Here is a 26,224-nt window from a genome sequence, read left to right on the forward strand (position 1 = left end):
TTGACCGCGCGGTGTCAGGCTGACGGACCACCCTGCGTTTTGCCGCGTACAACGCGGGTCTAGCCTCACGATGTGGACAATTCATACGCCGAACAGGCCACCGCACCCGTCGCCGGACACGCCGCCGAGGGCGACCACCGTCGCACCAGGCCCCGCGTCGGGCACATCCAGTTCCTGAACTGTCTCCCGCTCTACTGGGGCCTGGCACGCACCGGCACCCTGCTCGATCTGGAGCTGACCAAGGACACCCCCGAGAAGCTCAGCGAACAGCTGGTCAGGGGCGACCTCGACATCGCACCCGTCACCCTCGTCGAGTTCCTCAAGAACGCCGACGACCTGGTGGCCTTCCCCGACCTGGCCGTCGGCTGCGACGGGCCCGTGATGTCCTGCGTGATCGTCTCCAAGAAGCCGCTGGAGCAGCTCGACGGCGCCCGGGTGGCCCTCGGCTCCACCTCGCGCACCTCCGTACGGCTCGCGCAGCTGCTGCTCGCCGAGCGGTACGAGGTTACCCCCGACTACTACCGGTGCCCGCCCGACCTCGGCGTGATGATGCAGGAGGCCGACGCGGCGGTCCTCATCGGTGACGCGGCGCTGCGTGCCGCACTGCACGACGCCCCCAAGCTCGGCCTGCAGGTCCACGACCTGGGCCAGATGTGGAAGGAGTGGACGGGTCTGCCGTTCGTCTTCGCGGTCTGGGCCGCCCGCAAGGACTACGCGGCCCGCGAGCCCGCCGTCGTGAAGGCGGTCCACGAGGCGTTCCTGTCCTCGCGCGACGTGTCGCTCGAAGAGGTCACCAAGGTCGCCGAGCAGGCGTCGCACTGGGAGGTCTTCGACGCGGAGCTGCTGGAGCGCTACTTCACGACGCTGGACTTCCGCTTCGGGCCCGACCAGCTCGAAGGCGTCAGGGAGTTCGCACGACGGGTCGGCACCACGACGGGCTTCCCGTCGGACGTGCACGTCGAACTGCTCGGTTCCTGAGGACGGTTGCCGATGCCGGCCCCCGCCCGGAGGCCGGCGGGGCCCGCCGGGACCCGCTCCGCCCGGCCGTAGTGCGCCCGTTGCCGTACGGGCATGTGTTCCTGCTCGCGTTCGCAACCATTAGCCTCAGTGAACCCATATGACGAGCGCGCCACCCAGGGCCTGCAGGCCACCCAGGGCCGGCAGGGAGGGACACGACCATGCGAGTGCTGGTGACAGTCGTACGGGAAGGGGAGGAGCCGCAGGACGTCCTGGTCAACACGGACGACGCGGCCACCGCCGGCGACGTGGCGGAGGTACTCGCCGCGACGCGGGGTGTCCAGCAGGGAAAGGGCCGCGAAGCGGTGCCCTCCGTCGTCGTCCCCCTGCCAGGAACGACCCTCGACCCCCGCTTCACCTACGCGGGCCAGGCACCTGCCGCCCCCACCCTCTGGGCCGACGGACACCGCTGCGACCCGCGTACCCCCGCGGGGTCCGTGCTGCGCGACGGCATGCGGATCTCCGTGGACGACTCGATCGGCCCGCTGCTGCGCCGGGGCGAACCCGCCGGGCGCTACGAGGTGAGGGTCGCGGCCGGAGCCTCCTCCGGCCGGGTGGTCCGGCTGGCCGCCGGATCCGCCACGATCGGCTCGGCCGCCACCTGCACCCTGCCTGTCGCCGACGTCCGGCTCCCGCCGTTCGCCGCCCGGCTGGCCATCGACGTCCAGGGCAGGGCGACCCTCACCCCCCAGCCCGGCGTCGCCGTCCAGCTGGACGACGCACCTGTCACGGACGAACAGGTCTGGCCACTGGGGGGAGTTGTCCGCATCGGGGACTCGCTCCTCATACTCGACGAGGTCGGCGAACCTGACGCCCACCTCTCCGACACCGGTGAGGGCGGCCTCGCCTACAACAGGCCCCCGCGCCTCTCGCCGCTCAGGCCTCGCGCCCGTATCGTCGTCCCCGCCCCGCCCTCCAAGGGCGAGCGCGCGCGCTTCCAGCTGATCGCGGCCTTCATGCCGCTGCTCTTCGGCCTCGCCATGTACTTCGTCACCAAGCAGATCTACATGCTCATGTTCTGCCTGATGAGCCCGGTGATGATGCTCGGCCAGTGGATCAGCGACAACCGCGACGGCAAGAAGAAGAACAAGACCTCGGCCAAGCAGTACAAGAAGGACGTCGCCGCGTACGAGGCCGAACTGGTCAGGGCGGGCAAGGACGAGCAGAACAGGCTCCGCGCCCAGAACCCCGACCCGGCGGAGATCCTGCTCTTCGCCACCGGCCCGCGCCGCCGGCTCTGGGAGCGCCGCCTCACCGACCTGGACGTCCTCAGGCTGCGGATCGGCGTCGGCACCGTGCCCGCCGACATCGAACTCGTCCTCGGGCGGGGCGATCACCAGGACGAAGCCCCCGAGCCGCCCCGCATCCCGGACGTGCCGATCACGCTGCCCTTCCCCGAGCTCGGTGTCGTCGGTGTCGCGGGCGACCGCCCGCGCGCCCTGTCATCGGCCCGCTGGCTCGCCGTACAGGCCGCTGTCCTGCACAGCCCGCGCGAACTCTCCCTGGTCGTCCTGTCGTCGGCGCGCGACGCGGCCGCCGAGTGGAACTGGGCGCACTGGATCCCGCACACCGCGCCCCAGCAGGGCCAGGACTGTGTGGCCCTCATCGGATCCGACTCCGAGGCCATCGCCCGGCGGGTCAACGAACTCCTCAACGAACTCGGCCGCCGCAAGGCCGTACGGGAGAACGCCGGCGGCATGGCCGGCGCGCTCGGCGCCGACCCGCACATCCTCCTCGTGCTCGACGGCGCACGGCTGCTGCGCCGGATGGCCGGGGTCCCCCAGCTCCTCCAGGAGGGCCCGGGCCTCGGGATCTTCGCGCTCTGCCTCGACGAGGACGAGCGGCTGCTCCCCGAGGAGTGCCGCGCCGTGGTGTGCTGGGCCCCCGACTCCGCCGCGCACGTACGGCTTCGCGGCTCCGGCCTCGAACTGGCCGGTGAGGTCCTCGCCGACCAGGTCGCCCCCGACTGGTGCGAGCTGCTGGCCCGTTCGCTCGCACCGGTGCGCGACGTCAGCCGCGACGACGCGGACAGCGGCCTGCCCACGGCGGCCAGGCTCCTCAGCCTTCTCGGCATGCCCGACCCGACCGGTGACGACATCGAACAGGTCTGGCGCGCGGGCGGCTCCACCACGGCCGCCCCGATCGGGGTGGCGGCGGACGGGCCCTTCGTTCTCGACATCAGGCGCGACGGACCGCACGCGCTCGTCGCGGGCACGACCGGCGCGGGCAAGTCCGAACTGCTCCAGACGATCATCGCCTCGCTCGCGGTGGCCAACCGGCCCGACGCCCTCAACTACGTCCTCATCGACTACAAGGGCGGCAGCGCCTTCATGGACTGCGCCCGCCTCCCGCACACCGTCGGCATGGTCAGCGACCTCGACGCGCACCTGACCGAGCGGGCCCTCGCCTCGCTCGCCGCCGAACTCCACCGCCGCGAGACGATCCTCTTCGACACCGGCACCAAGGACATCGAGGACTACAACGACACCCGCAAGCTCCGCCCCGAACTCGAACCGATGCCCCGGCTCGTGCTGGTCATCGACGAGTTCGCCTCGCTGGTCGCGGAACTCCCCGACTTCATCGCGGGACTCGTCGACATCGCCAGGCGTGGCCGTTCGCTCGGTGTGCACCTGGTGCTCGCCACCCAGCGCCCGGCCGGTGTGGTCAGCGCCGACATCCGCGCCAACACCAACCTCAGGATCGCCCTGCGGGTGACGGACGGCGCCGAGTCGCAGGACGTCATCGACGCCGCGGACGCCGGCGCCATCGCCAAGTCCACCCCGGGCCGCGCCTATGTGCGCTCCGGAGCCCAGTCGCTCGTCGGCGTGCAGTCGGCCCGTATCGGTGGCCGCAGGCCCGCCACCGGCGGCAGCGGCCCCAAGGCCACCCTCGCCCCGCTCACCTGGCCGATGTACAGCCGCCCGGCACCCAGGGGCTCGGCCGGGGCGGAGGACGACGGGACGATGGTCACCGACCTGGCCGTACTCGTCGACGCGGTCCGCGCGGGCTCCGAGAAGATGGGCTTCCCCGCCCCCCGCAGTCCGTGGCTCCCGCCGCTCGCCGAACACGTCACCATCGACGAACTGGACGAGTTCCAGGACCCGTCCGCGGTGTACGAGGACGTCCCGCCGATCGGCTACGGCCTCACCGACCTGCCCTCCCAGCAGGCCAGGAAGCCGCTCGCCATCGACCTCGTCCACGGAGAGCACACGATGCTCGTCGGCGGCGCCAGGTCGGGCCGCTCCACGGCGCTGCGCACCCTGGGCGGGGCCATCGGCCGGCACACCTCCCCGCACGACGTCCATGTGTACGCCATCGACTGCGGCTCCAACGCGCTGCTCCCGCTCGTGCGGATGGCGCACGTCGGGGCCGTCGTCAACCGCGACGAACCCGACCGCGTGCGCAGGCTGATCGACCGGCTGCTCGGCGAGATCTCACGGCGGCAGCAGATGCTCGCCATGGAGGGCGCGTCCAGCGCCGCCGAACAGCGGGCCGGGGCGGCACCCGGGGACCGGCTGCCCTGGATGGTGCTCCTGCTCGACAGCTGGGAGGGGTTCGTCTCCACCTTCGAGAACTACAACTACGGCCAGCTGATCGAGCAGGCGCAGCGCATCTTCCGCGAGGGCTCGGCCGCCGGGGTCAAGGTGGTGATGACCGCCGACCGTTCGGGCCTCAGCGGCAATGTCGCCTCGGCCTTCGTGGACCGGCTCGTCATGCGGTTCGCCGACCCGAACGACTACGGGATGGCGGGGCTCCACGCGCGCGAGATCCCGAAGAACATGCCGCCGGGGCGCGCCATGCGCATCACCGACACCGGTGTGGACGAGACCCAGATCGGTCTGCTCGACGCCGACCCCGCCGGTCAGGCGCAGGTCCGCAGGCTGCGGGAGATCGCCGAGGCGGTCCAGGCGCAGTACGGCAGGCTCCCGGCAGGTCGCGGTCCCATGCGGGTGGACGCCCTGCCCGCGCGGATCACCGCCGAACAGGCGATGGCCCTCGCCCCCGACCTGGTCCCGGCGGAGCCCCTGTGGGCGCTGCTCTGCGTGGGCGGCGACGAGCTGCGGCCCATGGGCGTCGACCTGGTCGAGGCGGGTCCCGGATTCGTCATCGCGGGGCCGCCGAAGTCGGGCCGCTCCAATGCCCTGGTGTGCGCGGCCGAGTCGCTGTTGGCCCGGGGGACCCCGGTCGTCCTCATCACGCCGCGCCGCTCGCCGCTGCGGGAGCTGGAGGGGCGGCCGGGCGTCCTGGGACTCCTCAACGCGGAGCACGACGAGGACGACCTGGAGGAGTTGCTGGAGCAAGCGGCGGGCCGCCCGTACGTGGTCCTCGTGGACGACGCGGAGCTGCTCTACGACACCACCCTGGACGAAGCACTGGAGACGGTGGTGAAGAAGGGCGCGGACGGTGACCACGGACTGATCGCGGCGGGCACGACGGACTCGCTGGCCTCGCAGTACCGGGGCTTCGCCACGGAGGCCCGCAAGTCGCGCAACGGCCTGCTGCTGACCCCGCAGACCCCGCAGGAGGGCGAGCTGTTCAGCGTCCGCCTGCCGTCGAACGCGGGCGCGGGGCCGGTGGGCAGCGGCCTGCTGATCACGGGCGGCACGATGATGCCCGTGCAGGGCGTGATGAGGGGCTGAGAGCGGCCCCCGACGGCTGGGAAGCCGGGGCTCTCAACGCACAGGACGCCGGGGCGGCCACCACATCAGGTGACCGCCCCGGCGTCCTGCGTACAGCCGGCCTCGATCAGGTGGCGCGCTCGATGTTGTCGGCGCTGGTGTTCGCCGACTTGTGAGCGTCGGCCAGCGTCTCGACCCACTTCTCGAAGGTGGGACGGACGTTCTCCCAGTCGCTGCGGAACCGGTCGGCCTTGGGGCCCTTCCAGTAACCCGTGCTACCGGACGTCGCCGTGTTCAGGCTCTTGATGAGCTTGTGAAGGTCGGTCGAGCTGTGCTGGAACTTCTTGGCCAAGTCCCTGAGCTGACTAAGATCTGCACCGCGATCCATCGCGATCCTCCCCGTTGTCACTGAGGTAAACGGACTATCCGTTTGCAACAGTGGACGCTACCGCACAGCAGGCAGTTCCCGTAAAGCCCCTTCAGGCTTCCGGCTGGGCGGAGTTGGGCGATTGCCCGTGGCGCACCCGATGGGAATTTTGTCCCGGTTGGCTTTCATTACGACGGGTGTCGGCGCCGGCGTCGGTGTCGGTGTCGGTGTCGGCGTCCCGGAGCGGGCGGGGGCGGTGGGGGCGGCTGGGGCGGCTGGGGGCCGCCGGGCCGACCTGCGGCCGCTGCGTCCTCGGCGTCCGTGATCTGTGTCCGTGATGCAGAAGGTTCGAGGGAATGCCACAGAAGGACGGAAGGCATATCTCTGCAGCATAAAAGAGGGCGGGGGGCGCGTGCGTAAGTTACGTACGCCGGGTGGTGCGCGGTCTTGAACAGCACTTTGCCCGTTGTTGGAGTCCGTCTATGCTTGACCGCAGTCTGTATGACAGCGGGGGAGGCTGCTATGGGTAATCCGGACATCCAGGAACTAAATTCGCGGGCCGCGTCTCTGAGGTCGCTGGCCGACCACATCGATTCGCTGGTCGACTCGCCGCACACCCAGAGCACCACGGTGATGAAGACGTGGGCCGGACCGAACGCGGACCAGGTGCGTGGAAAGCTGAAGAGCTGGCGCACCACCTGCACGACGGTCGCCAAGTCGCTGCGCGAGGAGGCCCACAAGGCCTCCGAGTCCGCCAAGGACCTGCAGAATCCCAAGAAGTAGCCGCGTGGCCGTCAGGCCCGGGGGAGGACGAGAGAGATGCCTTCGTACGACAGTTCCCGTGGCCGCCTGCGCCTGGCCGACCGCCATATCGGGGTCTTCGCGCACCTCCTGGACGGTGAGACGCCGCCTGACGAGCTGTGGCCCTCCCTGGTGGAGCTCCAGCAGATCGGCCTGGTCGGCGAGGAGGGTGAACTCGCTCCGCTGATGCGCGACTTGCTGGGTGCGCTCGCCGATCCGATGGTGATGATCACGGTGGAGGTGACGGGCGAGCACGGCCCGGTCAACCACGGGGTCATCGTGGGCCAGGAAGCGGTCATCTCCCACGACGGCTGGCCCGGCGACGAGGAGTCCGAGTACGTACCGCTGGAGCCGAGCACACTGGTCTGGGAGCTGGCCAGGAAGGTCAACCTCCGCAGCGGCGACAGCGAGAAGCCCGCGGTCGACCGGATCGAGACCACGATGGGCGCTCTGGACGCGGCTTTCGTGGCGCTCGGCGAAGGCGACGGCGTCGACGAGGACGCGACACACACCCTCGTGCACACGGCCCTGGTGGAGGCCGACAGCGCCCTCAAGGACCCGGCCCTGACACAGTTCACGCAGCTCGTGCTCGCCATGAACGCGACGTGGCGGATCACCACGGCCTGGGACGGCAAGCACGAGGGCGAACGCGCGGCGATGCTCCGCGCCCTGGCGGTCTGGGACTGCGGCCCCCGGGGCTACTGGATCCGCGAAAAGCCGGAGGAGCCGATCATGCCGGGCCAGGTGACCCCGGAGAGCGTGCTGGTCCTGGTCCGGTCCAGCGCGGGCGAAATATGGGAGAAGCTGGCGGACCTGCTGCCGGACAAGGCGGATCTGATCGACGAGGCGTGAGCAGTCCGATGACGGGCCGGTGAGCGCCGGTGGGCGTCGGACTCATGACGAATGGCGGCCACGTCGCACCCAGGGAGTTCGCACACCCCGCTCGACCTGCTGGGGGCGCGTGTTCTCCCGTACCGGGGCGCCCTGAGCAAGGCGCTGTGCCAAAGGACGATTCGGGCGAAGTCGCTCTCGCTCCGGGGAGACCTGTATGCGGGGTCAGGCGGGCCACGGCGGGTGTCGCCTCGTGCGACTCGAGGCGACACCCGCCGGCTCGGGCCCTGATCTTCGAAGAAGGAACACGACCCCGTTGACGCTGACTGGTGCAGCATTGATGGCGCCGTTCAGGCACATCGACTACAACAGCAGCGAACCCTCCGAATAGGGAGAGTTGGCGCATGAGAACCGTTAACCCGGACGACCTGGAGCATCTCGCCCGGCTGCTGGACGGTCGCGGTGGAGTCAGGGACAGAATCGACGAGGCTTTCGCCCGCGCATCCCGGCTCGGTGTCTCCAGTAATTTGAGTGCTCTCAAGCCGATGCGGCCGTGGGTCACCGATACTGCTCCCGATCTGCGTAAGCGTGCAGCGGTGGCACGTCTCGAAAGCGGTGACCCCGATGCCGGGATTAAATGGGCTGGGTTCAACGCCAAGGAAATCGTCAAGGCCGGGTTGATGTTCAAGGCGCCTGACGTGTTGCTGTTGGTGGACGCTGTGGCGCTCAGCGGTGATCGGCGATCGAGTGTCTTCCGACGGCAGTCGAATGAATCCCTGGATCATTGGGTGGATCGCATCCGAGCTCACGCTTTTGCATCTATTCCAGGCCTCGGGGCGTACGAAGAGGACATCACCGAGCTGCTCGGTGATGTCGGTGACGTGATGGGTGTGCTGTCACACGGTGGGGCTGCTGTCTATCGAGGCCAACAGGTCACTAAAGTTCTGTTCAATAATTCGATTGCAAGAGGATGGCTCAAACCTGCAAGCCTCCGATTTTCTCAAATCCTTCGAGAATTGCCGCGACAGCACAGCTGGGTACCGGAGCGGGTCGGCCTGTGGGCGCGACCAGTGGCGGGCTGGAATCCGGCCATCCGGTCACTCTCGTATCCGGGCAGTTGGTTGCCCAGCCATCTCAGTGCACTTGGTTCCGGCAGCCGGGCCTATACAGAAGCCAACCGAATCCCCTTTCTGAGCGGCTTTATTGGGGATCAGATCGGTGTTGGAGTCAACTACCTCCGCCGGAGACCTGTGCTGACCTCGCCGCTTGTTTTCAATGTTTCGGGAAATAAGGTGATCGATTTCCTCGTCGGTTCGGACCGGTTGGCCTCCATGTATGGGGGGCTCACCCATTCTGGAGTAATTCCTGGTCGCTCCGTTCAGGCCAGCCTTTTCAAAATCGGAAAAGGCGTATATGGGGATGCGCGAACCCTTGGGAAAGGGCACCTTGGGTCCGTGGTTGATGGGCTCAAAGGGGTCGGGAAGGCTGGTGGGTTCCTTCGATCGTTCGGAGTCATCGGAGGGATTTACTCCACTGCTTACAGTGCAGTAAATGTCTACAAGCAAGGGAGCCCGGGCGCCCATTTCAAGAACAGGGAGGATGGTGCCGGGTATGTTGCAGACTGCTCTGAGCTTGGGTTCAACGCTTCTTCGACCTGGGCGATGGTGTCTCCTAACCAGTACTCGATCGGTGCATCTGCTGTCACGGGTGCTGTCTGGGCAGGAGCCAAGGTGGTTGAGCACTGGGACGACATCAAGAAAGGCGCCCATGATACCCGTGAATGGATTAGGGACAAGACACCCGATGTGGTTTCTGGAGTGGCGAGTGGTGTGCATTCACTCGCCAGGGTCGGTAACGTTCTGAATTTGCTTTAGGGGTACGCGTTGTGGGTGATTTCCAATTTGAACTTGAACCTGTGGATGATGATCGCGGATATGGGCTTCATGGAAACGTAGGGGAACTCGGAGAAGTCGTTGTATTTCGTGACGTGAGGCCAGTCAACGGCGAGACTCTGAAGCAAGTTGTTCTGTCGGGCCCTCGGTTCCCGGATGTTGTTTTCAATGGTGGTGCAGGCGGCTCCCCCTCGCTGGATGGCGGGTGGTTGCAGGTGGATGGCGCCATGGTTAATGTGAATCTGAAGATCACCGGTATGCGAAAAGGGTCAAGATGGTTGGAAATGAAACATCGGGATCGAATTTATACTTACGGAGTTTTCGGGAAGGTAGTAAAACTCCGACGAGGGGACTCCTCTGTCAAGATTGAACGAGGCAGGTTCGTTCCCGGGGTTGGACGCATGAGGGTTGGTCACGTACGTGGCGAGCTTGACGCCACTGACCTTGGAATGGCGCTTGTGCTGGAGGTGGTGGATACCTCGGCATTGTCGACAGCGGGCGCATTGTTCGCCGCTCCCTTGAATCTGCTATTCGGGCGTCGGCCCGATGGGGGGTCGGAGTGGTAATGGGAGATCTGAGTCGCCGTTGATATCGAATTCGCTGGTAGGATTCTCGGCTCCATGGCATGGGGTAGGGATCGGCACGCGTGGCAGATCGTGCCGCTGATGGAATGGACTGCGTCACAGTGGCAAGAGCAGAACCCGCCGGTATGGAGAACACCCGGGTAGCAGCAGCTACTTCCGCCCGCCCGCGCAGATGGCCCGCAACCATCGGCACCATGATTCTGGGGCCGCTCGCTCTCGCCGGTTGCGGATGGCTCGCTCAGCGGCAGGGCACGCTCATCATGCTGCTCTCTGCGTTCCTCGCGCTGGTCGTCCTCTGTGTCGCCTGGGCCATGTGCGGCGCGGGCCCGGGCGCATGCGTTGCCGCCCTGGGGTTCGCGCTCGTGCTCTTCCTCGGCCCCGCTCTGAACGACTACGTCTTGGAACAGCGCGGAGTCCGTCATGAGGCCGTGATCTCCGACGTCTCCAGCTACTACCGCAGGCACGGCGACGACGGCTACACCTGTGAAGTGAGGCGCACCGATGTGGTGCGGTCCGCGGTCTACTCCGTGGGGGACTCCAGCGGCTGCTCGAAGAACAGCCGGCCGGGGCAGCGCGTCATGCTGGTCGAGGACCCGACGGGCTGGCTGCACCCGCGCCTGGCCGGCTCGGTCAACGGGCTCTCCGCCGGAATGCTGTGGACCTGCGTCGGGCTCGGCGCCGCGATGGAGGCATTCATGCTGTACGGCAGGCTGCGCCGCCGGGACTGACGAGTCCCAACGGCCGGGCGCCCTGTTGCCCGGGCCGGCCCGGAAGCCCAGGGCCGGCCCGGACAGACCCAGACCAGACCTGAAGAGGGCGCCGGCCCGAGAGCCGGCGCCCCAGCGTCAGAACCAGCTCATTGGGTTTGCGTGTTTGGCGATGCTCTTTGCGCCGTCCGCGATGCCGGAGCCGACCTTTTTGGCTTTGTCCCCGACCCAGTCCGCTGCCTTGCCCGCGCCCTTCTTGATGTCGTCCCAGTGTTCTACGACCTTGGCGCCGCCGTAGATGATTCCTGTTCCGACGGCGAGGCCGATGGTGATGGGGTTCGGGGCGATCATGGCGGCTGTCATGGAGGCGTTGAAGCCGACTTCGGCGACGTCCGCGACGTAGCCCGCGCCGTTCTTCTTGAAGGCGGTGACGGGGTTGCCCTGCGCGATCACATTCGCCGCGCTGAACACCGTGGATGCCGCACTTCCGGCAATCCCCAGGCCACGCATCGCCCCCGTGACCTTGCTGGCCACCCCGAGACCCTTGGTGAGCGACGCTGTGCGGCCCAGGCCTGCGAGCCGTCCGTCCTTGAAGGCGTTGGCCCCCACCCGGAGCAGGTTGGCGTTCCCGGCGCGTGAGACCGCCTGGCCGGCGTGGGTGACGCCGCCGTACTGTGCGGCCAACTTGTCCGAGCCCACGAGAAAGTTGATGGCCTTGTTGACCGTCACGCCCTTCCAGATGGGCGAGTCCATGAAGTTCAGCCCACGTGCGGCGTCGTACGCGGTGCCGGTCAAGTCGCCGACCAGGCCCCGGGTGCCGGGGATCTTCTGCGCGAACTGGCTGAGCTTGCTCGGGAACCAGCTGCCGGGCGCACCGAGCGACCGGATTTTCGGTGCGTAGTTGAGGATCTTGTTGCCGGACCACTTCAGCAGGCTGTTGTTGCGGCCCGCGAGTACCGTGCCGATGCGGTTCTTCCAGGGGACCAGCACACCCGATTTGAGGGAGTTGCCCAGCAGTACCTTCGTCAGCGCCGCACCCTGCATGGTGACGACGGTTGTGGTGCCGCCGACGGACTTCCAGTCGCCGTAGAGATCGAGGATGGAGACGATCGTCGCGGCGTGCGGTGCGAGCCCCGGTATCTGTTCCAGAGCGTGTGCCTTGATGCGGCTGATCCAGTCGTTCAGAGACTCGTTGGGCTGCCTCTTGAACGCGTCGGCCTTCGGATCCTCGCTCGCCGCAACCGAGTTGGCCAGCAGAATCTCGTCAGGCGTGAGCCCTTTCCCGTCGTGATCCTTGAGGTACTTGGCGAGGTCCTTGGGGGAGAAGCCGGCCCACCGGGCCCCGGCCTCGGGGTCGCCGCTTTCGAGGCGCGCGATCGCTGCGCGCTTCCGCAGATCGGGACCGGTGTCCTTCACCCACGAACGCAAAGGCTTGAGCGTGGTCAGATGACTGGTGACACCAAGATTCGACGCTCGGGTGAATGCCTCGTCAAGTTTGTCCTGTACGCCACCTTTGCCGTCAATGAGCTTGGCAAGCTGATCGAGGTCATCCGGATTGGCCATCCGCATGGCTTCTTTGCCCATGGTTTCTGTCCCCCTCAGAATGCCGCGCCGCCCGACGCGGATGACGCGGATCGGCCTGCGGCCAACAGCCAGAATAGGCCGCACCGTCATTCGTCACATCGGACGCCGACGGAACATCTGCGGTTCCTCGCAGGCTGTTTGCTCGCCGATACGGCCTACTTGTCGCCCACGAGGGCAAATGCGAAGGCCAGCCGGCGGTCGATCCAGTCCGCTTCGACCGTCACTTCCCTGCTTCCCTCGGAGACCATCACCACTTCGTCACCGGACCGCCACTCCAGGGTCCGGGACCTGGTGGCCTGATCGCCGCCGTCGCTTCCCGCGCCGTCGAGGACGGACGTCACGAGACCCAGCGTGGCCTTGATCGCGACGCGAGCCACCCGCTCCGTCGCCGAATCACCGCCGGCCAGTTCATTGCGGCCGACGATGTCCGGGTGACCTGGCTGGTCGAGCCGCCAGGTGTGCCGGAACGGCCGCTTGGCCGGAACGCGTCGCAGGGTGCCGATCACTTGCCCCCGGTTGTCACGCACCACATGGTGTCGCTCCTCGCCGACTTCTTGCGGGGCATCGACCGAACAGAGCAGCCGCTGACTCTCCGGGTCCTCGTACAGGGTGTGGTCGCCGGCGGGCGACTCCGTACCGAACTGGGCACTGCGTGGCAAGAAGGCGCAGGGAGCGTTGACCGGGAAGTCGGGGCCGCCCTGGGGGGTGCGCACCGCACGTGCGCCCGTGACCGGCTTCTTCCGCTTGTGCGTGACGGGGCGTTCCATGGTGCTGATGGAGAACTTCCGCACGGTCGCCCAGTCGACGGGCTCCATCACAGGCTCCTCAGCCTTTTTGCCCTTGCCGAATGCCACCGCTACCTCCTGGGCCGAACTGACGGTCGAGACGCTCCGACCCTAGCGGCTGGGCGTGTGGCACGGACTCCCGGTGAGGGTCCCGGTGGAGGCCTCATCAGGGCAGTCGCCGCGCAGCTCGAAACGTTCTAGGTGCCGCGCCGCGCCGTGCCATGCGGTGCCGTGCCGTGCTGCCGTGCCATGCCGTGCCGCGGCGAGTAACGGTCGCGCGGCCCGGTTGGCTGCCCGGCTGGTTCATCGATACAGGTCAGAACCAGCTCATTGGGTTGGCGTGTGTGGCGATGCTCTTTGCGCCGTCCGGGATGCCGGACCGACCGTAAGGGCAACTTGCGACCGGGCTATACGTTTCGCCCGTCATATCTCAGATTCTCCCCTTTGTTCCCGCAATTCTCGGAACCAGCCAGGGCGGCGGTCGGGCTATGCAAAGTTGTTCACGGTCCTCTTTGTCTCCGACAAGTGCGAAGGTGAAGGCGAGACGACGGTCCACCCAGTCGGCATTGACCGTGACTTCCACGCTTCCCTCCGACACCATCACCACCGTGTCATTCACGCGCCTCTCAAGGCTCCGGGGCCTCGTCGGCTGATCTGCGTTGCCACCAGCCACATCGAACAGGCCGGTTACGAAGCCCGTGGCCACGCGTGCAGCTGCCTGTCCGACGACGGCGGTCTTGCGTGCGGAGGCGGAGGCGGCGGGCGCGCCCACGCTTGCGGAAATCGCTCCTTCAGGCCTTGTCGACGCCGGCCGCCGCGGTAGCCAGCGCTGAGAGGAAGGCACTGCGGTCCCGGGTGGCGATGGTCAGGGCTTCACCCTGGCGGGTGGAGATCACCACACTGTCCATACCCATGGGGACGGCCCACCCGCCGCCCACGAGGCGGGGGCCGGGGCTCTCCGCCGCCCGCAGACCCGGCACCGGGGCGTCGATGGCTGCCATCGACGTGGCGTACCGCTCCGCCGGTGTGGGCAGCGCTCCCTGGAGCGCTGCCTGGACGGAGGCCGGGTCCACATCGGTGAGGGGAATGCGCTCGCGCCCGACCCGGAGAATGCCGCCGTCGATCCGGATGCGCTGATAGATGACCTTGGAGACAGGGACGGCCAGGCAGGGCAGCAACAGAAGCAGGAACAGCGCCGAGAGCCCCAGCCACAGGCCGAATTCGTCCGGGAGGGTGCCCACGCCCAGGTAGGCGATCCCGGCCACATAGAGGGCGATGCAGACGGCCGACCAGACCTTGGGAGCCTTTTCCAGGTACATGATTCGCGTGTTGCCTCAATGGTTGACGACATCGGATGGCGCCGAGCTCGGTCGCCCGATCGGAGCCTCGGGGTCCGCCGCGCCGACCCCAGCGGTACGACGTTATCCAGTGGGGGAGTTGGTCCGCCAGCGGGTGTGAGTCTGCGGCGGGCCTGCCTCCGCGAGCACCGAGGCGGGGCGGCCCTCGATGCGTCGCACGCGGCACGCTCAAGGGGCCCAGGGCCTGTGGGGCCCTGGGCTTCGAGCGAAGGGGACGTCAGCGGTTGATGGCCTGGATCTCGTCGACTGTGACGTCCTGGGTGGTGCCGAAGCTGCCTGTGCCGAGAGAGTGCTGCCCGGGGTTACCCGTTCCCGTCCAGGTGATGTTCCAGGTAATGGTGGCCCGCAACTTGAACGGTCCGTTGCTGCCGGATGCGCGCAGGTACGTGATTCCGCACGGCGGTGTCTTGCTCGCTTCACCGGCTTTGTACGGCGTACCGATGGATCCGTCGGCGTTGAAGGTGCATTCGCCTGAGCCCGGGTGAAGCTCGGCGTCGTCTGTGCCCGGTTCGAGCTTCAGGGAGACGGGTTTGGCGGTTGTAGTGGCCGAGACGCCAGGAACGTACGCAGTGACGGATACCGGTTTGAACTCTGCTTTGTCGAGCCATGCCCAGGTGGGCAGGTTGACCTTTGTTCCTCCCGCCGGTGCCAGAGTCACCTGGGTGTCGGGCACGGTGGTGTGTGCGGAGGCGAGTTCCGCGAGCATTTTTGGGGTTATCGCGTCGGGGCGGTTTGCTGGGGGCGCGTGCCCGGTGTCGACCCAGAAGTCATCCCGGTCATAACATGCGTCCCAACCTGAGGGGTAGGTTTCGTCGACGTATGCTGTCCACCAATAGCCCTTCCCCGCCTTTGCTTTGTTGAAGTCCTTGTACGGGTGTCCGTTGACGTACTTGTCGCGTTCGACGGCATCCCACTGGTATCCGGTCGACTCCTGGTTCCAGACGTCTTCCTTCTCCTTCTGGAACTCAGCGGGAGAGTATGTGGGGGCGAACCAGCAAGGGGGTGGGGACCAATCGCTCACGGAAGTCAAGTTGCCTGGCCCATTGTCCGGTGCGTACTGAACGCCGTGCTTTCCACCGCCACCTTTTCCTGAATCACCAGCGTGCGATTCAAGGTCCTTGCCGGCGGCGCCGCCCCCGGTTCCGAAGTCAGCTTGGGCTGGGCTGGCATAGAGGAACAGTAACCCTAGGGCCGCAGTTGCAGCCAGGGTGCCGTACTGGCCTTTCAGGGCTGGCATGTGGAACTCCCCCTCGCAGAGTTCAGGACTGTGGTTACCCACACGCCCTTCGCGTTCTTGCGTAGCGCGGTGTTATAGAGCACGTAGCTGTTCTTCGTGACTGGCGTCTTGTCGATCTTATTCGTCTGCAGATGAAGGTCGTAACCCTTTCCCTGGTCCTGGCAGAAGGCGAAGGTTGCCTTGCTGGCACCATTGAGTGAGATGGTCGGAGCGTAGTAGCGGATGGTCCCCGTGATGCGAGCCTTCGCTTTGACGTACTCCGCGATGTAGTTTTGCGTCGAGGCGGCGAGTTCCCCTTCGGTGTAGAAGCGATATCCCTTCTGCAGTGGGTCCTGCTTGACGATCGCGTAGTCCCTCGCCTTGATGAGCTGCTCGGCGTCGGACATGACTGCGTCTTTCTCCTTGTCACCTGTCTTGGGCCACTCGAAGACGTATTTGATGTCCGACGGCAGGGTGAACTTGGGGCGATCGACGCCACCTGACGAAGGGGCGGAACTTGAGGGCGAAGCCGACTTGGATGCCCCGTCGTCGGCCCCCGCGATCTTGTCCGGCTTCTTCGACTTGTTGTCGTCACCTCCGCCGCACGCGGTCAGCAGAAGGGCCGCCGCCGTCACTAGGGCAGCGGCAGCGGGCAGGGTGCGGCGGTTCACGGGCGACTCCCGGTGGGGGTGATTGCGGTCTGAGGTAATTCACGCTATCTGGGGGGCACTTGGTTTCACCAGACAGAACTATCAGTACAGATGCCACACAGGTGAGGATTGGGGTGAAGGGGATGTGTGTGGTTCCATGCGGCCCCACAGGTTGGTTGGGTGGAGCGACTGCAGCGTGACGGCCTCGATGGCGGTCGGGGCCGCCGGGCCATCCGACTCGTGGGCCTGAAGGGCGCGCAACTTCGAGCGGTGTAAGCGCGTTCGCGCCGGACATCCCCGTTTTGGTGTGCCAGCTATTCCGAGTCGGGACTCTCAGGTTCAACGCTCAGGTTCGGGCGGGGCCCATCGACCCGGCGGATGGGCACATGCCAGTACTGCTGACGCCGCGTGCGGCGGGGACGTCGAGGGTGCAGAGCGCGCGTCAGTACCGGGTAGGCCGTCTCTGACGGTTCACGGCTGACACTTTGCGTTCCCCCTCAGAGTGAACATCTTGGTCGTGACCCAGACGCCGCGCTCATTCTTTCTCAATGATGTGTTGTAGAGGACATAGCTCTTGCTGGTGACTGGGGTGTGGTCGATCTTCTTCGTCTTGATGTGCAGACCGAATGCCTTGCCCTGGTCCTCGCAGTAGGTGAGCGTGGCCCGTCCGTCCTTGCTGATCCGCACGGATGAGTCATAGAATCGGTACTTGCCCGTTGTGCGTAGATTGCTGTCGACATAGCCCTGTACGTATTTCTGTGTTCCGGCCGCCATTTCGCCTTCCGAGTAGAAGCGATATGCCTTGTCCAGTGGGTCTTGATTGGCCACTGCGAGGTCCGTTGCCTTGATGAATTGCTCACCGTCGGACAGGACTGCATCCTTATCTCTGTCGCCCGTTTCGGGCCACTGAAATGTGTAGGAGAGGTCCGTCGGCAACTCGATTTTGGGGCGGCCGGGGGCCGTTGAAGCAGACGCACTGGGGGTAGGGGATGTGGATGCCCCGTCGTCGGCCCCCGCGATCTTGTCCGGCTTCTTCGACTTGTTGTCGTCACCTCCGCCGCACGCGGTCAGCAGGAGGGCCGCCGCCGATACCAGGGCGGCGGCAGCGGGCAGGATGCGGCGGTTCACGGATAACTCCCGGCGGGGTGATTGGGGAATGAGGTGATTCACGCTGTCTGGCGGGCTTGGTTTCGTCAGATCGAACCGTCGGGACGGCTGCAGCACGGGTGGCAATCGAGTGGACGGGGCGTGCATGGTCCTATGCGGCCCCTTGGGTCGGGTGGAGTGATTGCCGCGTGACGGGCCTCCTGGTGGTTGGGTTCGTCGGGTTGTCCGGTCCGTGGGTCTGGACCCGAGCGATCCCACCTTGTGGTAATCGCGTTCGTACCGGATATCCCGCGTGCGGTATCAGTCCACCGACTCAGGGCGACGAGGGGACTGAGCGCAGGCCATATTCGGCCGGCACGAGTTCGGAACTCATGGTTGTTGAGGTGTGCCGGCCAAGGCGATGGGTGCATGACAATGCGACTGTGCTGATGGTGCGGGTACTCGGTTGTGCCAGGGGCGGTGATCAGCGGTTGATGGCCTGGATCTCGTCGACTGTGACGTCCTGGGTGGTGCCGAAGCTGCCTGTGCCGAGAGAGTGCTGCCCGGGGTTACCCGTTCCCGTCCAGGTGATGTTCCAGGTAATGGTGGCCCGCAACTTGAACGGTCCGTTGCTGCCGGATGCGCGCAGGTACGTGATTCCGCACGGCGGTGTCTTGCTCGCGTCACCGGCTTTGTAAGGCGTACCGATGGATCCGTCGGCGTTGAAGGTGCATTCGCCTGAGCCCGGGTGAAGCTCGGCGTCGTCTGTGCCCGGTTCGAGCTTCAGGGAGACGGGTTTGGCGGTTGTAGTGGCCGAGACGCCAGGAACGTACGCAGTGACGGATACCGGTTTGAACTCTGCTTTGTCGAGCCATGCCCAGGTGGGCAGGTTGACTTTTGTTCCTCCCGCCGGTGCCAGAGTCACCTGGGTGTCGGGCACGGTGGTGTGTGCGGAGGCGAGTTCCGCGAGCATTTTTGGGGTTATCGCGTCGGGGCGGTTTGCTGGGGGCGCGTGCCCGGTGTCGACCCAGAAGTCATCCCGGTCATAACATGCGTCCCAACCTGGCGGGAAGGATTCGTCGACGTATGCCGTCCACCAATAGCCCTTCCCCGCCTTTGCCTTGTTGAAGTCCTTGTACGGGTGACCGTTGACGTACTTGTCGCGTTCGAGGGCATCCCACTGGTATCCGGTCGACTCCTGGTTCCAGACGTCTTCCTTCTCCTTCTGGAACTCAGCGGGAGAGTATGTGGGGGCGAACCAACAGGGGGGTGGGGACCAATCGCTCACGGAAGTCAAGTTGCCTGGTCCATTGTCCGGTGCGTACTGAACGCCTCCGGTACTTCCGCTGGTTTTGCTTGCCCCGGCACCAATGTCCTTGCCGTTGGCGCTACCACTGGGTGTCTGAGCCCCGCCTCCGATGTGCCGCACCGCTGAGGCTGGTGCGGTGGAAACGAGCAGCGCGAGCAGAGTAGTGAATGTGACCAATGGCGCGTTGCGCCTCGTTATGGCTGGCATTTCGAACTCCCCCTCTGAGAGAACAGTTTGGTAGTGAGCCAAATGTTCTTCTCATTCTTCCTCAGGGCTGTGTTGTAGAGGACGTAGCTGTCCTTCTTGTTCGCGGGAGGGGTCTTGTCGACCTTTTTGGTCTTCAGGTAGAGATCGTATGCTTTGCTTTGATCCTCGCAGAACGAGAATGATGCGGTGCCCTTGGTCCCCAAAGTGACTTTCGAGTTATAGAATCGATCCATTCCTGTAACGCGAGCCTTGGCCTTCACGTATTCGGAGATGTACTCCTGCGTCGAGGCAGCCTCCTCGCCTTCTGTGTAAAATCGGTAGGCTTCCTGGAGCGGATCTTGCTTGACAATGGCGAAGTCCTTCGCCTTGATGAACTGTTCGCTGTCCGAGAGAATCGCGTCTTCGTCGGAATTTCCCGTCTTCGGCCAATCGAAGCTGTACGAGATGTCCTTGGGCAGTGTGATTTTTGGCCGGTCCGCGCCGGCTGAAGCCGATGCGCCTGAGGAGGGCGAAGCCGACTTCGATGCCCCGTCGTCGGCCCCCGCGATCTTGTCCGGCTTCTTCGACTTGTTGTCGTCACCTCCGCCGCACGCGGTCAGCAGAAGGGCCGCCGCCGTCACTAGGGCGGCGGCAGCGGGCAGGGTGCGGCGGTTCACGGGCGACTCCCGGTGGGGGTGGTTGTGGGCTTGCGTAATTGACGCTAGCGGGGCCGTCCTTGGTTTCACCAGAGCGAATGCGCCACACCGGTAGGACAGTTGTGGTGTTACGGGGGTAATCGCCCCGGTGCGGGCAGTGGTGGGCCCGCTCCGCCCCGTCCTCACGGGCCGCCCGGGCGCCCTTGCTGCCGGCCCGCCGGTCCGGCCCTGCAGCCCCGGGCGGCCCGCTCCCCAGCCGTTCCGAGCGCGCCCGCCTCGCGCCCCACGTGCGCCCCCGCGCCCCCAGCTCACCCCGAACCGTTATCAGCCACCCGCCCCCGGCGCCCCGGCGCCGCTTCCCCGAGGCGCCGACCGCCTCCAGGCCGTCGTGCAGTACCGGATGTGACGGCCGTGTCCACAACCGGAGCCGGACATGTTTGCTATCGCAGCTGCCGTTCTCGGCCGCTCGGCGGGCTGGAGGGCCCGAACCGGGGGATACCCGGCGAGCCTTGGCGGGTGCAACGTCCGTTCCTGGGCGGGCGGCGCCGACGGGGAAATCTCGTGAAACTTTGGGCGGCCCTCAAGGGCCGTCGTTTCTGACCGGTTTGGACTGATCCTGTCGATGCGCGTGAAGTTCGCGATCCTTATCTCGTCTTGAGGCGCTTATGTGCTGCTGCTACGGTGCGATGACTTGACAGCCTCCGGTGGCCTGGGGATCGGAACCGGATAAATGGCGGCGAAGTCGACTCGCCTATGTCGTAGAGATCCAGTCACACCAGTCGCAGAGAACATTCGGGGAGAAGCGGCGTGAAGGTCCAGGAGCGCACGGGTGCAGGCAACCACAGGGTTCCCTCACCCGCCCAGTCGGCCGGTGAGCGTCTTCCCACGGTCACCCGTGAACGTAAGCCCGCCCTCGCCGCGCTCGCCGTACTGCTGATCCTCGTCGGCGCGCTCGGTGCCACGGTGCTGGTGCTGCGCGCAGGCAACCGGGTCGAGGTCGCCAAGCTGACGCATGATGTCGAGGCCGGTCAGGCGATCAAGTCCACCGACGTCACCTCGGTGATGGTCGCCGACGACGATGCCATCAACTACATCAAGTGGGACGAGCTCGGCACCGTCGAGAAGTCCCTGCGGGCCAAGAGCGCGCTCTACCATGGCTCCCTCCTGGTCGGGGAGATGTTCACCGGCGAGAAGGGCACCCCCGCGGGCAAGGCCGTCGTCGGTCTCTCCCTCAAGGACGGTCAGTACCCCGCCGGGATCAAGGCGGGCGACACCGTCACCGTCTACCGCGCGGGCGACAAGAACGGCTCCAGCAGCAGCAGCAGTAGCAGCGGCAGCCAGTCCGGCACGGCCGGTTCGACCGGGTCGTCCGGCAGCGGGGTCATCGTGGACCGGGCCACTGTCAGCAGCGCCGCTTCGCCCGACGCCTCCACCATCAGCAGCGGCAATCTCGCCGTGAGCCTGCTGGTCGACAACGCGGACGCGGCAGCTCTCTCGCAGGCGGCATCCGCAGGGGAGGCCGTAGTGGTCATGGTCCCCTCCCACAACGGCTGACCGACGAACCCCCAGAGGAACGCAGAGGAACGCAGAAAACATGGCGCTCATCGCCCTCGCCGCAGACAAGGGTTCGCCCGGAGTCACCACGGCCGCCCTTGCCCTCTCCGCTGTCTGGCCCCGGCGGGCCCTGCTCGCCGAGGCCGACCCGGCCGGCGGTGACCTCGTCTACCGCACCACCGCATCCAACGGCGGCCCGCTCAACCCGAACACCGGGCTGCTGTCCATCGCCGCAGCCGCCCGCCGCGGGCTCGCCGCCGATCAGCTCTGGGACCACGCCCAGCCCATGGCGGGCGGCCTTGAGCTGCTCGTGGGTATCGGTTCGGCCGAGCAGGCCGCGGGGCTCGCCGGTGTCTGGCCCACCCTGGGACACGCCTTCTCGACCCTCGGCGACTCACCGCACGCGCCCGCCGACGTGATCGCGGACTGTGGCCGGATCGCCGGGGGCTCGCCCGCGATCGACCTGCTGCCGCACGCCGCGCTCGTCCTGCTCGTCGCGCGTTCGGAACCGGAGCACATCGCCCGCGTACGGGACAGGGCCGCCGCCCTGGCCGCCCAGCTCCACGGCGGTCAGCGCGGGATGTCGCAGCTGGCCACCCCGCTCATCGGTGTCCTGCTTGTCGTCGAGTCGAGCGCGTCCGGCAAGCTCGCCCACCAGGTCAACGACATGCTCGTCGCCGCGCAGACCGGTGCCCGTGTCATAGGCACCCTCGCCCACGACACCTCCGGCGCCGCACTGCTCTCCGGCCGTGGCCGTGGCCGGCTCGACAAGTCCCTGCTGATCCGCAGCGCCCGCAAGGTCGCAGCCGACGTCTACCAGCAGTTCGGCGCGGCCTGGTCGCAGCCGGGCGCCGGGGCCGGTCGATGAGCGACGCCGTCGACCACAGCCTGGTCAAGCGGTACCGGCAGGAGGCCGGCGACCGGATCGCCGAGCAGCGCCGCGTCGATCAGGCCAGCAACACGCCCCCGATGTCGGGGGAGGACGAGCGGCAGTACGCGCGCGCCGTCATCGCCCAGATACTTGAGGAGTACGCGCGCGCGGAGATCAACGCCGGGCGTACCCCCTTCGACGCCGAGACCGAGGAGCAGTACGCGGCGGCCGTGCACGCGGCGCTCTTCGGAGTCGGGCGCCTCCAGCCGCTGCTTGACGACCCTGAGGTCGAGAACATCGACATCAACGGCTGCGACCAGGTCTTCGTCGGATACGCGGACGGGCGCGAGTCCCGGGTGGATCCGGTGGCCGACACCGACGAGGAGCTCATCGAGCTCATCCAGGTGCTGGGCGCGTACTCGGGGCTCTCCTCCCGCCCCTTCGACTCCGCCAACCCGCAACTGGACCTGCGGCTGCCGGACGGCTCGCGACTCTCCGCAGTGATGGAAGTGGCCCGCAGGCCCGCTCTCTCCATCCGTCGTGCCCGTATGGGCAAGGTCTTCATGGCGGACCTCGTAGGCAACGGCACTCTCACCCCCGAACTGGCGCACTTCCTCGCCTGCGCGGTCCGGGCCCGCAAGAACATCATGATCGCGGGCGCCACCAACGCCGGGAAGACGACGCTCCTGCGCGCCCTGGCCAACGAGATCCCGCCGGTCGAGCGCCTCGTCACGGTGGAGCGCGCCCTGGAGCTCGGGCTCGACCAGTTCACCGAACTCCACCCCAACGTCGTGGCGTTCGAGGAGCGGCTGCCCAACTCGGAGGGGCTCGGGCAGATCTCGATGGGGGAGCTGGTGCGCCGCTCGCTGCGTATGAACCCCTCGCGCGTCATCGTCGGTGAGGTGCTGGGCGACGAGATCGTCACCATGCTCAACGCGATGTCCCAGGGCAACGACGGCTCGCTCTCCACGATCCACGCCAACAGCTCCAGCGAAGTCTTCAACCGTATTTCCACCTACGCGCTCCAGGCCAACGAGCGGCTTCCCATCGAGGCCAGCCAGATGCTCATCGCCGGAGCCGTCAACTTCGTCGTCTTCGTCCAGCGCCGCAACAACTTCGAGAGCGGCGGGCGCCTGCAGCGTGCCGTCACCTCGGTCCGTGAGGTCAACGGCGTGGACGGCCGCGTCCTCTCCAGTGAGGTCTTCGCCGAGACGCCCGACGGGCGTGTCCTGCCGCACGCCCCGGTGGCGTGCCTCGACGACCTCGCCGTACACGGCTATCGCCCTTCCGGGGCCTGGGGGTGAAGGAGACCGTATGAATGGCATCTCCTCGTTGGGCGGATTCTTCGATCCGCAGCTGCTGTACGCACTGGGGTGCGGGATCGCGGCGGGCGGCGGCCTCGCGCTGCTGATCCTCGCCATCCGCGGCTTCGAGCCCAAGCCAGGCCATGTGAAGGCCGAGCGCGGCGAACGCGCCCGCGAACTGCTGCACTTCGTGGGGCGCCGCGGTTCCATCGCCGTCGGTGTCGGGCTGGTGGTCCTGCTGCTGACCCGCTGGACCGTCGCCGGTATCGCCGCCGGACTGCTCGTCTTCTTCTGGGACCGCCTCTTCGGCGGCGCCGCCCAGGAGAAGATCGCCATGCGCCGGGTGGAGGCGCTCGCGGGCTGGACCGAGTCGCTGCGTGACACGATCGCCGGAGCAGTCGGCCTCGAACAGGCCATCCCCGCCTCCGCACGAGCCGCGGCCCCCGCCCTGCGACCGCACCTCGACGCCCTGGTCGACCGGCTCCGCGCCCGGATGCCGCTGCCCGAGGCACTCCAGTACCTGGCCGACGAGATCAACGACGCCTCCGCCGACATCATCGTGGCCGCCCTCATCCTCAACGCCAAGCTGCGCGGCCCCGGCCTGCGCCAGGTGCTCGGCGCGCTCTCGAAATCGGCGCGTGAGGAGATCGACATGCGCCACCGGGTGATGGCCCAGCGTTCGTCGACCCGGCGCAGCGTGCAGATCGTGGTGGTGGTCTCGGTGGCGTTCGTGCTCGGACTCGCCGTGTTCAACCGGGACTTCGTCTCTCCGTACGGCTCGCCGATGGGTCAGGTCGTGCTGGCCGGTGTGTGCGGGCTGTTCGCGCTCGGCTTCTGGTGGCTGCGCAAGCTGTCGGTGATCGAGACGCCGGAGCGCTTCCTGGTGCGTGCCGCGCCGGAGGTCAGGTTCGTACGGCCCGCCGCGTCCTCGCAGGGGGCCCAGCAGACCCCCGGCGTGCAGCAGACCCCCGGTGTCCAGCACGCCGGTGCTCAGCACCCCGCTGCCACCCCGTACTCCGGTGGAACGCATCCGGGTGGTCAGCAGCAGCCTCCGCAGGGTTCGCCGTTCAACCATGGCCAGGGGGCGCCGCGATGATCGACATCCTTACCGCACCGGTACTGATCGGGGCTGTACTGGGCCTCGGGGTCTTCGTCCTCGTACGGGCCCTGTCGCGTACGAAGCGCTCCGCGGTCTCGCAGGTGCAGCGCATCGACGCGCTGCGTGCGGCCGGTGCCGGGTACGAGCGGCCGGGCGACCACGAGTCACCCGACGGCCGGCTCGGCTCGCTCCGCGCCAGGGTGGGCGTGCGGATCGCCGACCTCTACTTCCAGCAGGGCTGGGAGCAGCGCTCGCTCCGCTCCGACCTGGCGGTCATCGACCGCAGCTGGGAGGGGTTCCTGGCGACCAAGGTGCTGCTCGGCGTGGTCGGGCTGATCTTCGGGCCGATGCTCTTCGCCATCGCCTGGGCGATCGGCTTCGGCGCCGGCCCGATCATCCCGGTGTGGCTCGCGCTGGCCTGTGGACTGATCTTCTTCTTCCTGCCGGATCTGGAAGTGCGCCGGGACGCGGCGGACAAGCGCAAGGATCTGCGCCGTGTCATCGGCGCGTATCTCGACCTCGTCTCGATGAACCTGGCCGGCGGGCGCGGCCTGCCCGAGGCGCTGATGGCCGCCGCCGAGGTGAGCGAGGGCTGGGCACTGCGCCGTATCCGCAACGCGCTCGCCGACGCCCGGATCACCGGTACCAGTCAGTGGCTCGCCCTCGGCCGGCTCGGCGAGGACCTGGGTATCGAGGAGTTGAAGGACTTGTCGTCGTCGCTGGCGCTCGTCGCCGACGACGGGGCGAAGGTACGTGAGTCGCTGGCCTCCAGGGCCGAGACGATGCGGCACCGCGAAATGGCCGAGATCGAGGGGGCGGCAGGTGAGAAGTCGCAGTCGATGCTTGTCGCCCAGCTGCTTCTCTGCGCCGGATTCCTCGTCTTTCTCATCTATCCGGCTGCGATGCGCGTCTTCCAGGTCTGATCCCGCTTCCCCCTTCTCTTGAGAGGATTTCATCCCATGTTCGGACGCCGCTTCAGTCACCCGACTGTCGACTTCCTGATTACGTTCCTTCAGGCGCGCGTCGAGCGCGCACGCTCCGAGGACACCGACCGCGGTGCCTCGGCCGTCGAGTGGGTCATCATCTCGGCGGTCGTCGTGGCGATCGTCGGCGTGGTGGCCGCGATCATCAACTCGGCGCTGAGTGACGGTGCCCACAAGGTCGGTGACTGCATCAAGGGCGCCACGGCGAGCGGTACCTGCTGAGGCGGGGCCCTCGCGGAACCTTCCGGGTTCGTTGTCCCTTTCCGAGTCCGATCGATTGCCTGATCGATCGAGTCGAGTCGAGTCACTGAGTCGGTGCTGGTGCGTCAGAGGATCAGAGCGTTCGTACGCCGCAGGGTGGAGGCTGCCTCCACCCGCGGTGACTCCGGCATGACCGCGATCGAGTTCGTGTTCCTGACCCCTGTCCTGTTCTTCATGATCTTCGCGACGGTGCAGTTCGCGCTGTACTTCTTCGCCGACCACGTGGCCCAGGCGGCCGCGCAGGCGGGAGCGCGCAAGGCGAGGGCCGAGGCAGACGCGAACCCCGGGGGCTGGCGCGGGGATGCGGACGATGTCGTACAGAGCTATATCCATCAGCTCGGCTCGAAGCTGGTGCTGGGCCCGAACGTGACCATGCTCCAGCCGGACCAGGACACGGTCGGCGTCGAGATCACGGCGAAGGTCCCGAACGTCTTCCCCGGCCTGGGGCTGACGGTGCACGCGCAGTCGCGGGGGCCCGTCGAGCGGTTCGTGCGGGACTGAGCG

The 26,224-nt window shown here is 67.0% G+C and carries 22 protein-coding genes; 13 read left to right on the forward strand and 9 right to left on the reverse strand.

The annotated features are described in order from the left end of the window. Window positions 1-72 precede the first annotated feature (72 nt). Together OG917_RS20125 and OG917_RS20130 are read left to right on the forward strand one after the other, a co-directional pair. Window positions 73-978: a menaquinone biosynthetic enzyme MqnA/MqnD family protein gene (locus OG917_RS20125; protein ID WP_443058993.1), complete on the forward strand. Its 906-nt coding sequence runs from the start codon at window positions 73-75 to the stop codon at window positions 976-978. A gap of 200 nt (window positions 979-1,178) precedes the next feature. Next, on the forward strand, window positions 1,179-5,657 hold the full coding sequence (locus OG917_RS20130; RefSeq protein ID WP_328319005.1) for an FtsK/SpoIIIE domain-containing protein: 4,479 nt from the start codon (window positions 1,179-1,181) through the stop codon (window positions 5,655-5,657). A gap of 106 nt (window positions 5,658-5,763) precedes the next feature. On the opposite strand, the gene OG917_RS20135 is transcribed toward OG917_RS20130, so the two are convergent. After that, window positions 5,764-6,024: a WXG100 family type VII secretion target gene (locus tag OG917_RS20135; RefSeq protein ID WP_328319006.1), complete on the reverse strand. Its 261-nt coding sequence runs from the start codon at window positions 6,022-6,024 to the stop codon at window positions 5,764-5,766. A gap of 501 nt (window positions 6,025-6,525) precedes the next feature. Between OG917_RS20135 and OG917_RS20140 the strand changes: the two genes are divergently transcribed. The 4 genes from OG917_RS20140 (at window position 6,526) to OG917_RS20155 (ending at window position 10,839) form a co-directional block, all read left to right on the forward strand. Next, window positions 6,526-6,786 (forward strand): WXG100 family type VII secretion target, encoded by a 261-nt coding sequence (locus OG917_RS20140; RefSeq protein WP_328319007.1) that lies wholly within the window; start codon window positions 6,526-6,528, stop codon window positions 6,784-6,786. Between the two features lie 36 nt (window positions 6,787-6,822). Next, on the forward strand, window positions 6,823-7,656 hold the full coding sequence (locus tag OG917_RS20145) for a hypothetical protein (RefSeq protein ID WP_328319008.1): 834 nt from the start codon (window positions 6,823-6,825) through the stop codon (window positions 7,654-7,656). Between the two features lie 383 nt (window positions 7,657-8,039). After that, a complete protein-coding gene (locus tag OG917_RS20150) occupies window positions 8,040-9,509 on the forward strand; it encodes a PE-PGRS family protein (protein ID WP_328319009.1) in 1,470 nt (489 codons plus the stop codon). A gap of 796 nt (window positions 9,510-10,305) precedes the next feature. Further along, window positions 10,306-10,839, forward strand: coding sequence for a hypothetical protein (locus OG917_RS20155; RefSeq protein WP_328319010.1), 534 nt, complete (start codon window positions 10,306-10,308; stop codon window positions 10,837-10,839). Window positions 10,840-10,956: 117 nt separating this feature from the next. Here the strand turns inward: OG917_RS20155 and OG917_RS20160 are convergent, their stop codons facing one another. From OG917_RS20160 to OG917_RS20195, 8 genes are all read right to left on the reverse strand, one after another. After that, window positions 10,957-12,387 (reverse strand): PE-PGRS family protein, encoded by a 1,431-nt coding sequence (locus OG917_RS20160; protein WP_328322038.1) that lies wholly within the window; start codon window positions 12,385-12,387, stop codon window positions 10,957-10,959. A gap of 170 nt (window positions 12,388-12,557) precedes the next feature. Next, entirely contained in the window at window positions 12,558-13,217 is a 660-nt protein-coding gene (locus OG917_RS20165) for a hypothetical protein (RefSeq protein ID WP_328319011.1), read from the reverse strand. 761 nt (window positions 13,218-13,978) lie between these two features. Then, window positions 13,979-14,506: a hypothetical protein gene (locus OG917_RS20170; RefSeq protein ID WP_328319012.1), complete on the reverse strand. Its 528-nt coding sequence runs from the start codon at window positions 14,504-14,506 to the stop codon at window positions 13,979-13,981. 256 nt (window positions 14,507-14,762) lie between these two features. Then, window positions 14,763-15,782 carry a hypothetical protein gene (locus OG917_RS20175; protein ID WP_328319013.1) on the reverse strand — a complete coding sequence of 340 codons (1,020 nt, stop codon included), beginning with the start codon at window positions 15,780-15,782 and terminating at the stop codon, window positions 14,763-14,765. Next, window positions 15,770-16,432, reverse strand: coding sequence for a hypothetical protein (locus tag OG917_RS20180; RefSeq protein WP_328319014.1), 663 nt, complete (start codon window positions 16,430-16,432; stop codon window positions 15,770-15,772). The genes OG917_RS20175 and OG917_RS20180 overlap by 13 nt, the downstream gene beginning before the upstream one ends. A 450-nt stretch (window positions 16,433-16,882) precedes the next feature. Then, entirely contained in the window at window positions 16,883-17,539 is a 657-nt protein-coding gene (locus tag OG917_RS20185) for a hypothetical protein (RefSeq protein WP_328319015.1), read from the reverse strand. A gap of 442 nt (window positions 17,540-17,981) precedes the next feature. Beyond that, window positions 17,982-19,013, reverse strand: a complete 1,032-nt coding sequence (locus OG917_RS20190; protein ID WP_328319016.1) for a hypothetical protein — start codon at window positions 19,011-19,013, stop codon at window positions 17,982-17,984. Then, complete coding sequence (locus OG917_RS20195; RefSeq protein ID WP_328319017.1) at window positions 19,001-19,669, reverse strand: hypothetical protein; 669 nt, start codon at window positions 19,667-19,669, stop codon at window positions 19,001-19,003. Before OG917_RS20195 ends, OG917_RS20190 begins: the two co-directional genes overlap by 13 nt. A 786-nt stretch (window positions 19,670-20,455) precedes the next feature. Between OG917_RS20195 and OG917_RS20200 the strand changes: the two genes are divergently transcribed. From OG917_RS20200 to OG917_RS20230, 7 genes are all read left to right on the forward strand, one after another. Then, on the forward strand, window positions 20,456-21,202 hold the full coding sequence (locus tag OG917_RS20200) for a hypothetical protein (protein ID WP_328319018.1): 747 nt from the start codon (window positions 20,456-20,458) through the stop codon (window positions 21,200-21,202). Window positions 21,203-21,242: 40 nt separating this feature from the next. Further along, window positions 21,243-22,070: a hypothetical protein gene (locus OG917_RS20205; protein ID WP_328319019.1), complete on the forward strand. Its 828-nt coding sequence runs from the start codon at window positions 21,243-21,245 to the stop codon at window positions 22,068-22,070. Next, window positions 22,067-23,377, forward strand: a complete 1,311-nt coding sequence (locus tag OG917_RS20210) for a CpaF family protein (RefSeq protein ID WP_328319020.1) — start codon at window positions 22,067-22,069, stop codon at window positions 23,375-23,377. Before OG917_RS20205 ends, OG917_RS20210 begins: the two co-directional genes overlap by 4 nt. 10 nt (window positions 23,378-23,387) lie before the next feature. Then, window positions 23,388-24,473, forward strand: a complete 1,086-nt coding sequence (locus OG917_RS20215; protein ID WP_328319021.1) for a type II secretion system F family protein — start codon at window positions 23,388-23,390, stop codon at window positions 24,471-24,473. Then, window positions 24,470-25,399, forward strand: a complete 930-nt coding sequence (locus tag OG917_RS20220) for a type II secretion system F family protein (protein WP_328319022.1) — start codon at window positions 24,470-24,472, stop codon at window positions 25,397-25,399. The genes OG917_RS20215 and OG917_RS20220 overlap by 4 nt, the downstream gene beginning before the upstream one ends. Window positions 25,400-25,435: 36 nt before the next feature. Next, a complete protein-coding gene (locus tag OG917_RS20225) occupies window positions 25,436-25,681 on the forward strand; it encodes a hypothetical protein (protein WP_328319023.1) in 246 nt (81 codons plus the stop codon). A gap of 168 nt (window positions 25,682-25,849) precedes the next feature. After that, window positions 25,850-26,221, forward strand: coding sequence for a TadE family protein (locus OG917_RS20230; RefSeq protein WP_443058994.1), 372 nt, complete (start codon window positions 25,850-25,852; stop codon window positions 26,219-26,221). Window positions 26,222-26,224 lie beyond the last annotated feature (3 nt).

This window comes from Streptomyces sp. NBC_00388, from assembly GCF_036061255.1.
GTDB lineage: Bacteria > Actinomycetota > Actinomycetes > Streptomycetales > Streptomycetaceae > Streptomyces.

Excerpts from the sequence above, each read along its gene's own strand:
- OG917_RS20130 (WP_328319005.1), top strand. The coding sequence starts at position 1,179 with ATGCGAGTGCTGGTGACAGTCGTACGGGAAGGGGAGGAGCCGCAGGAC.
- OG917_RS20135 (WP_328319006.1), bottom strand. The coding sequence starts at position 6,024 with ATGGATCGCGGTGCAGATCTTAGTCAGCTCAGGGACTTGGCCAAGAAG.
- OG917_RS20140 (WP_328319007.1), top strand. The coding sequence starts at position 6,526 with ATGGGTAATCCGGACATCCAGGAACTAAATTCGCGGGCCGCGTCTCTG.
- OG917_RS20145 (WP_328319008.1), top strand. The coding sequence starts at position 6,823 with ATGCCTTCGTACGACAGTTCCCGTGGCCGCCTGCGCCTGGCCGACCGC.
- OG917_RS20150 (WP_328319009.1), top strand. The coding sequence starts at position 8,040 with ATGAGAACCGTTAACCCGGACGACCTGGAGCATCTCGCCCGGCTGCTG.
- OG917_RS20155 (WP_328319010.1), top strand. The coding sequence starts at position 10,306 with ATGATTCTGGGGCCGCTCGCTCTCGCCGGTTGCGGATGGCTCGCTCAG.
- OG917_RS20160 (WP_328322038.1), bottom strand. The coding sequence starts at position 12,387 with ATGCGGATGGCCAATCCGGATGACCTCGATCAGCTTGCCAAGCTCATT.
- OG917_RS20165 (WP_328319011.1), bottom strand. The coding sequence starts at position 13,217 with ATGGAGCCCGTCGACTGGGCGACCGTGCGGAAGTTCTCCATCAGCACC.
- OG917_RS20170 (WP_328319012.1), bottom strand. The coding sequence starts at position 14,506 with ATGTACCTGGAAAAGGCTCCCAAGGTCTGGTCGGCCGTCTGCATCGCC.
- OG917_RS20175 (WP_328319013.1), bottom strand. The coding sequence starts at position 15,782 with ATGCCAGCCCTGAAAGGCCAGTACGGCACCCTGGCTGCAACTGCGGCC.
- OG917_RS20190 (WP_328319016.1), bottom strand. The coding sequence starts at position 19,013 with ATGCCAGCCATAACGAGGCGCAACGCGCCATTGGTCACATTCACTACT.
- OG917_RS20205 (WP_328319019.1), top strand. The coding sequence starts at position 21,243 with ATGGCGCTCATCGCCCTCGCCGCAGACAAGGGTTCGCCCGGAGTCACC.
- OG917_RS20210 (WP_328319020.1), top strand. The coding sequence starts at position 22,067 with ATGAGCGACGCCGTCGACCACAGCCTGGTCAAGCGGTACCGGCAGGAG.
- OG917_RS20215 (WP_328319021.1), top strand. The coding sequence starts at position 23,388 with ATGAATGGCATCTCCTCGTTGGGCGGATTCTTCGATCCGCAGCTGCTG.
- OG917_RS20220 (WP_328319022.1), top strand. The coding sequence starts at position 24,470 with ATGATCGACATCCTTACCGCACCGGTACTGATCGGGGCTGTACTGGGC.
- OG917_RS20225 (WP_328319023.1), top strand. The coding sequence starts at position 25,436 with ATGTTCGGACGCCGCTTCAGTCACCCGACTGTCGACTTCCTGATTACG.
- OG917_RS20230 (WP_443058994.1), top strand. The coding sequence starts at position 25,850 with ATGACCGCGATCGAGTTCGTGTTCCTGACCCCTGTCCTGTTCTTCATG.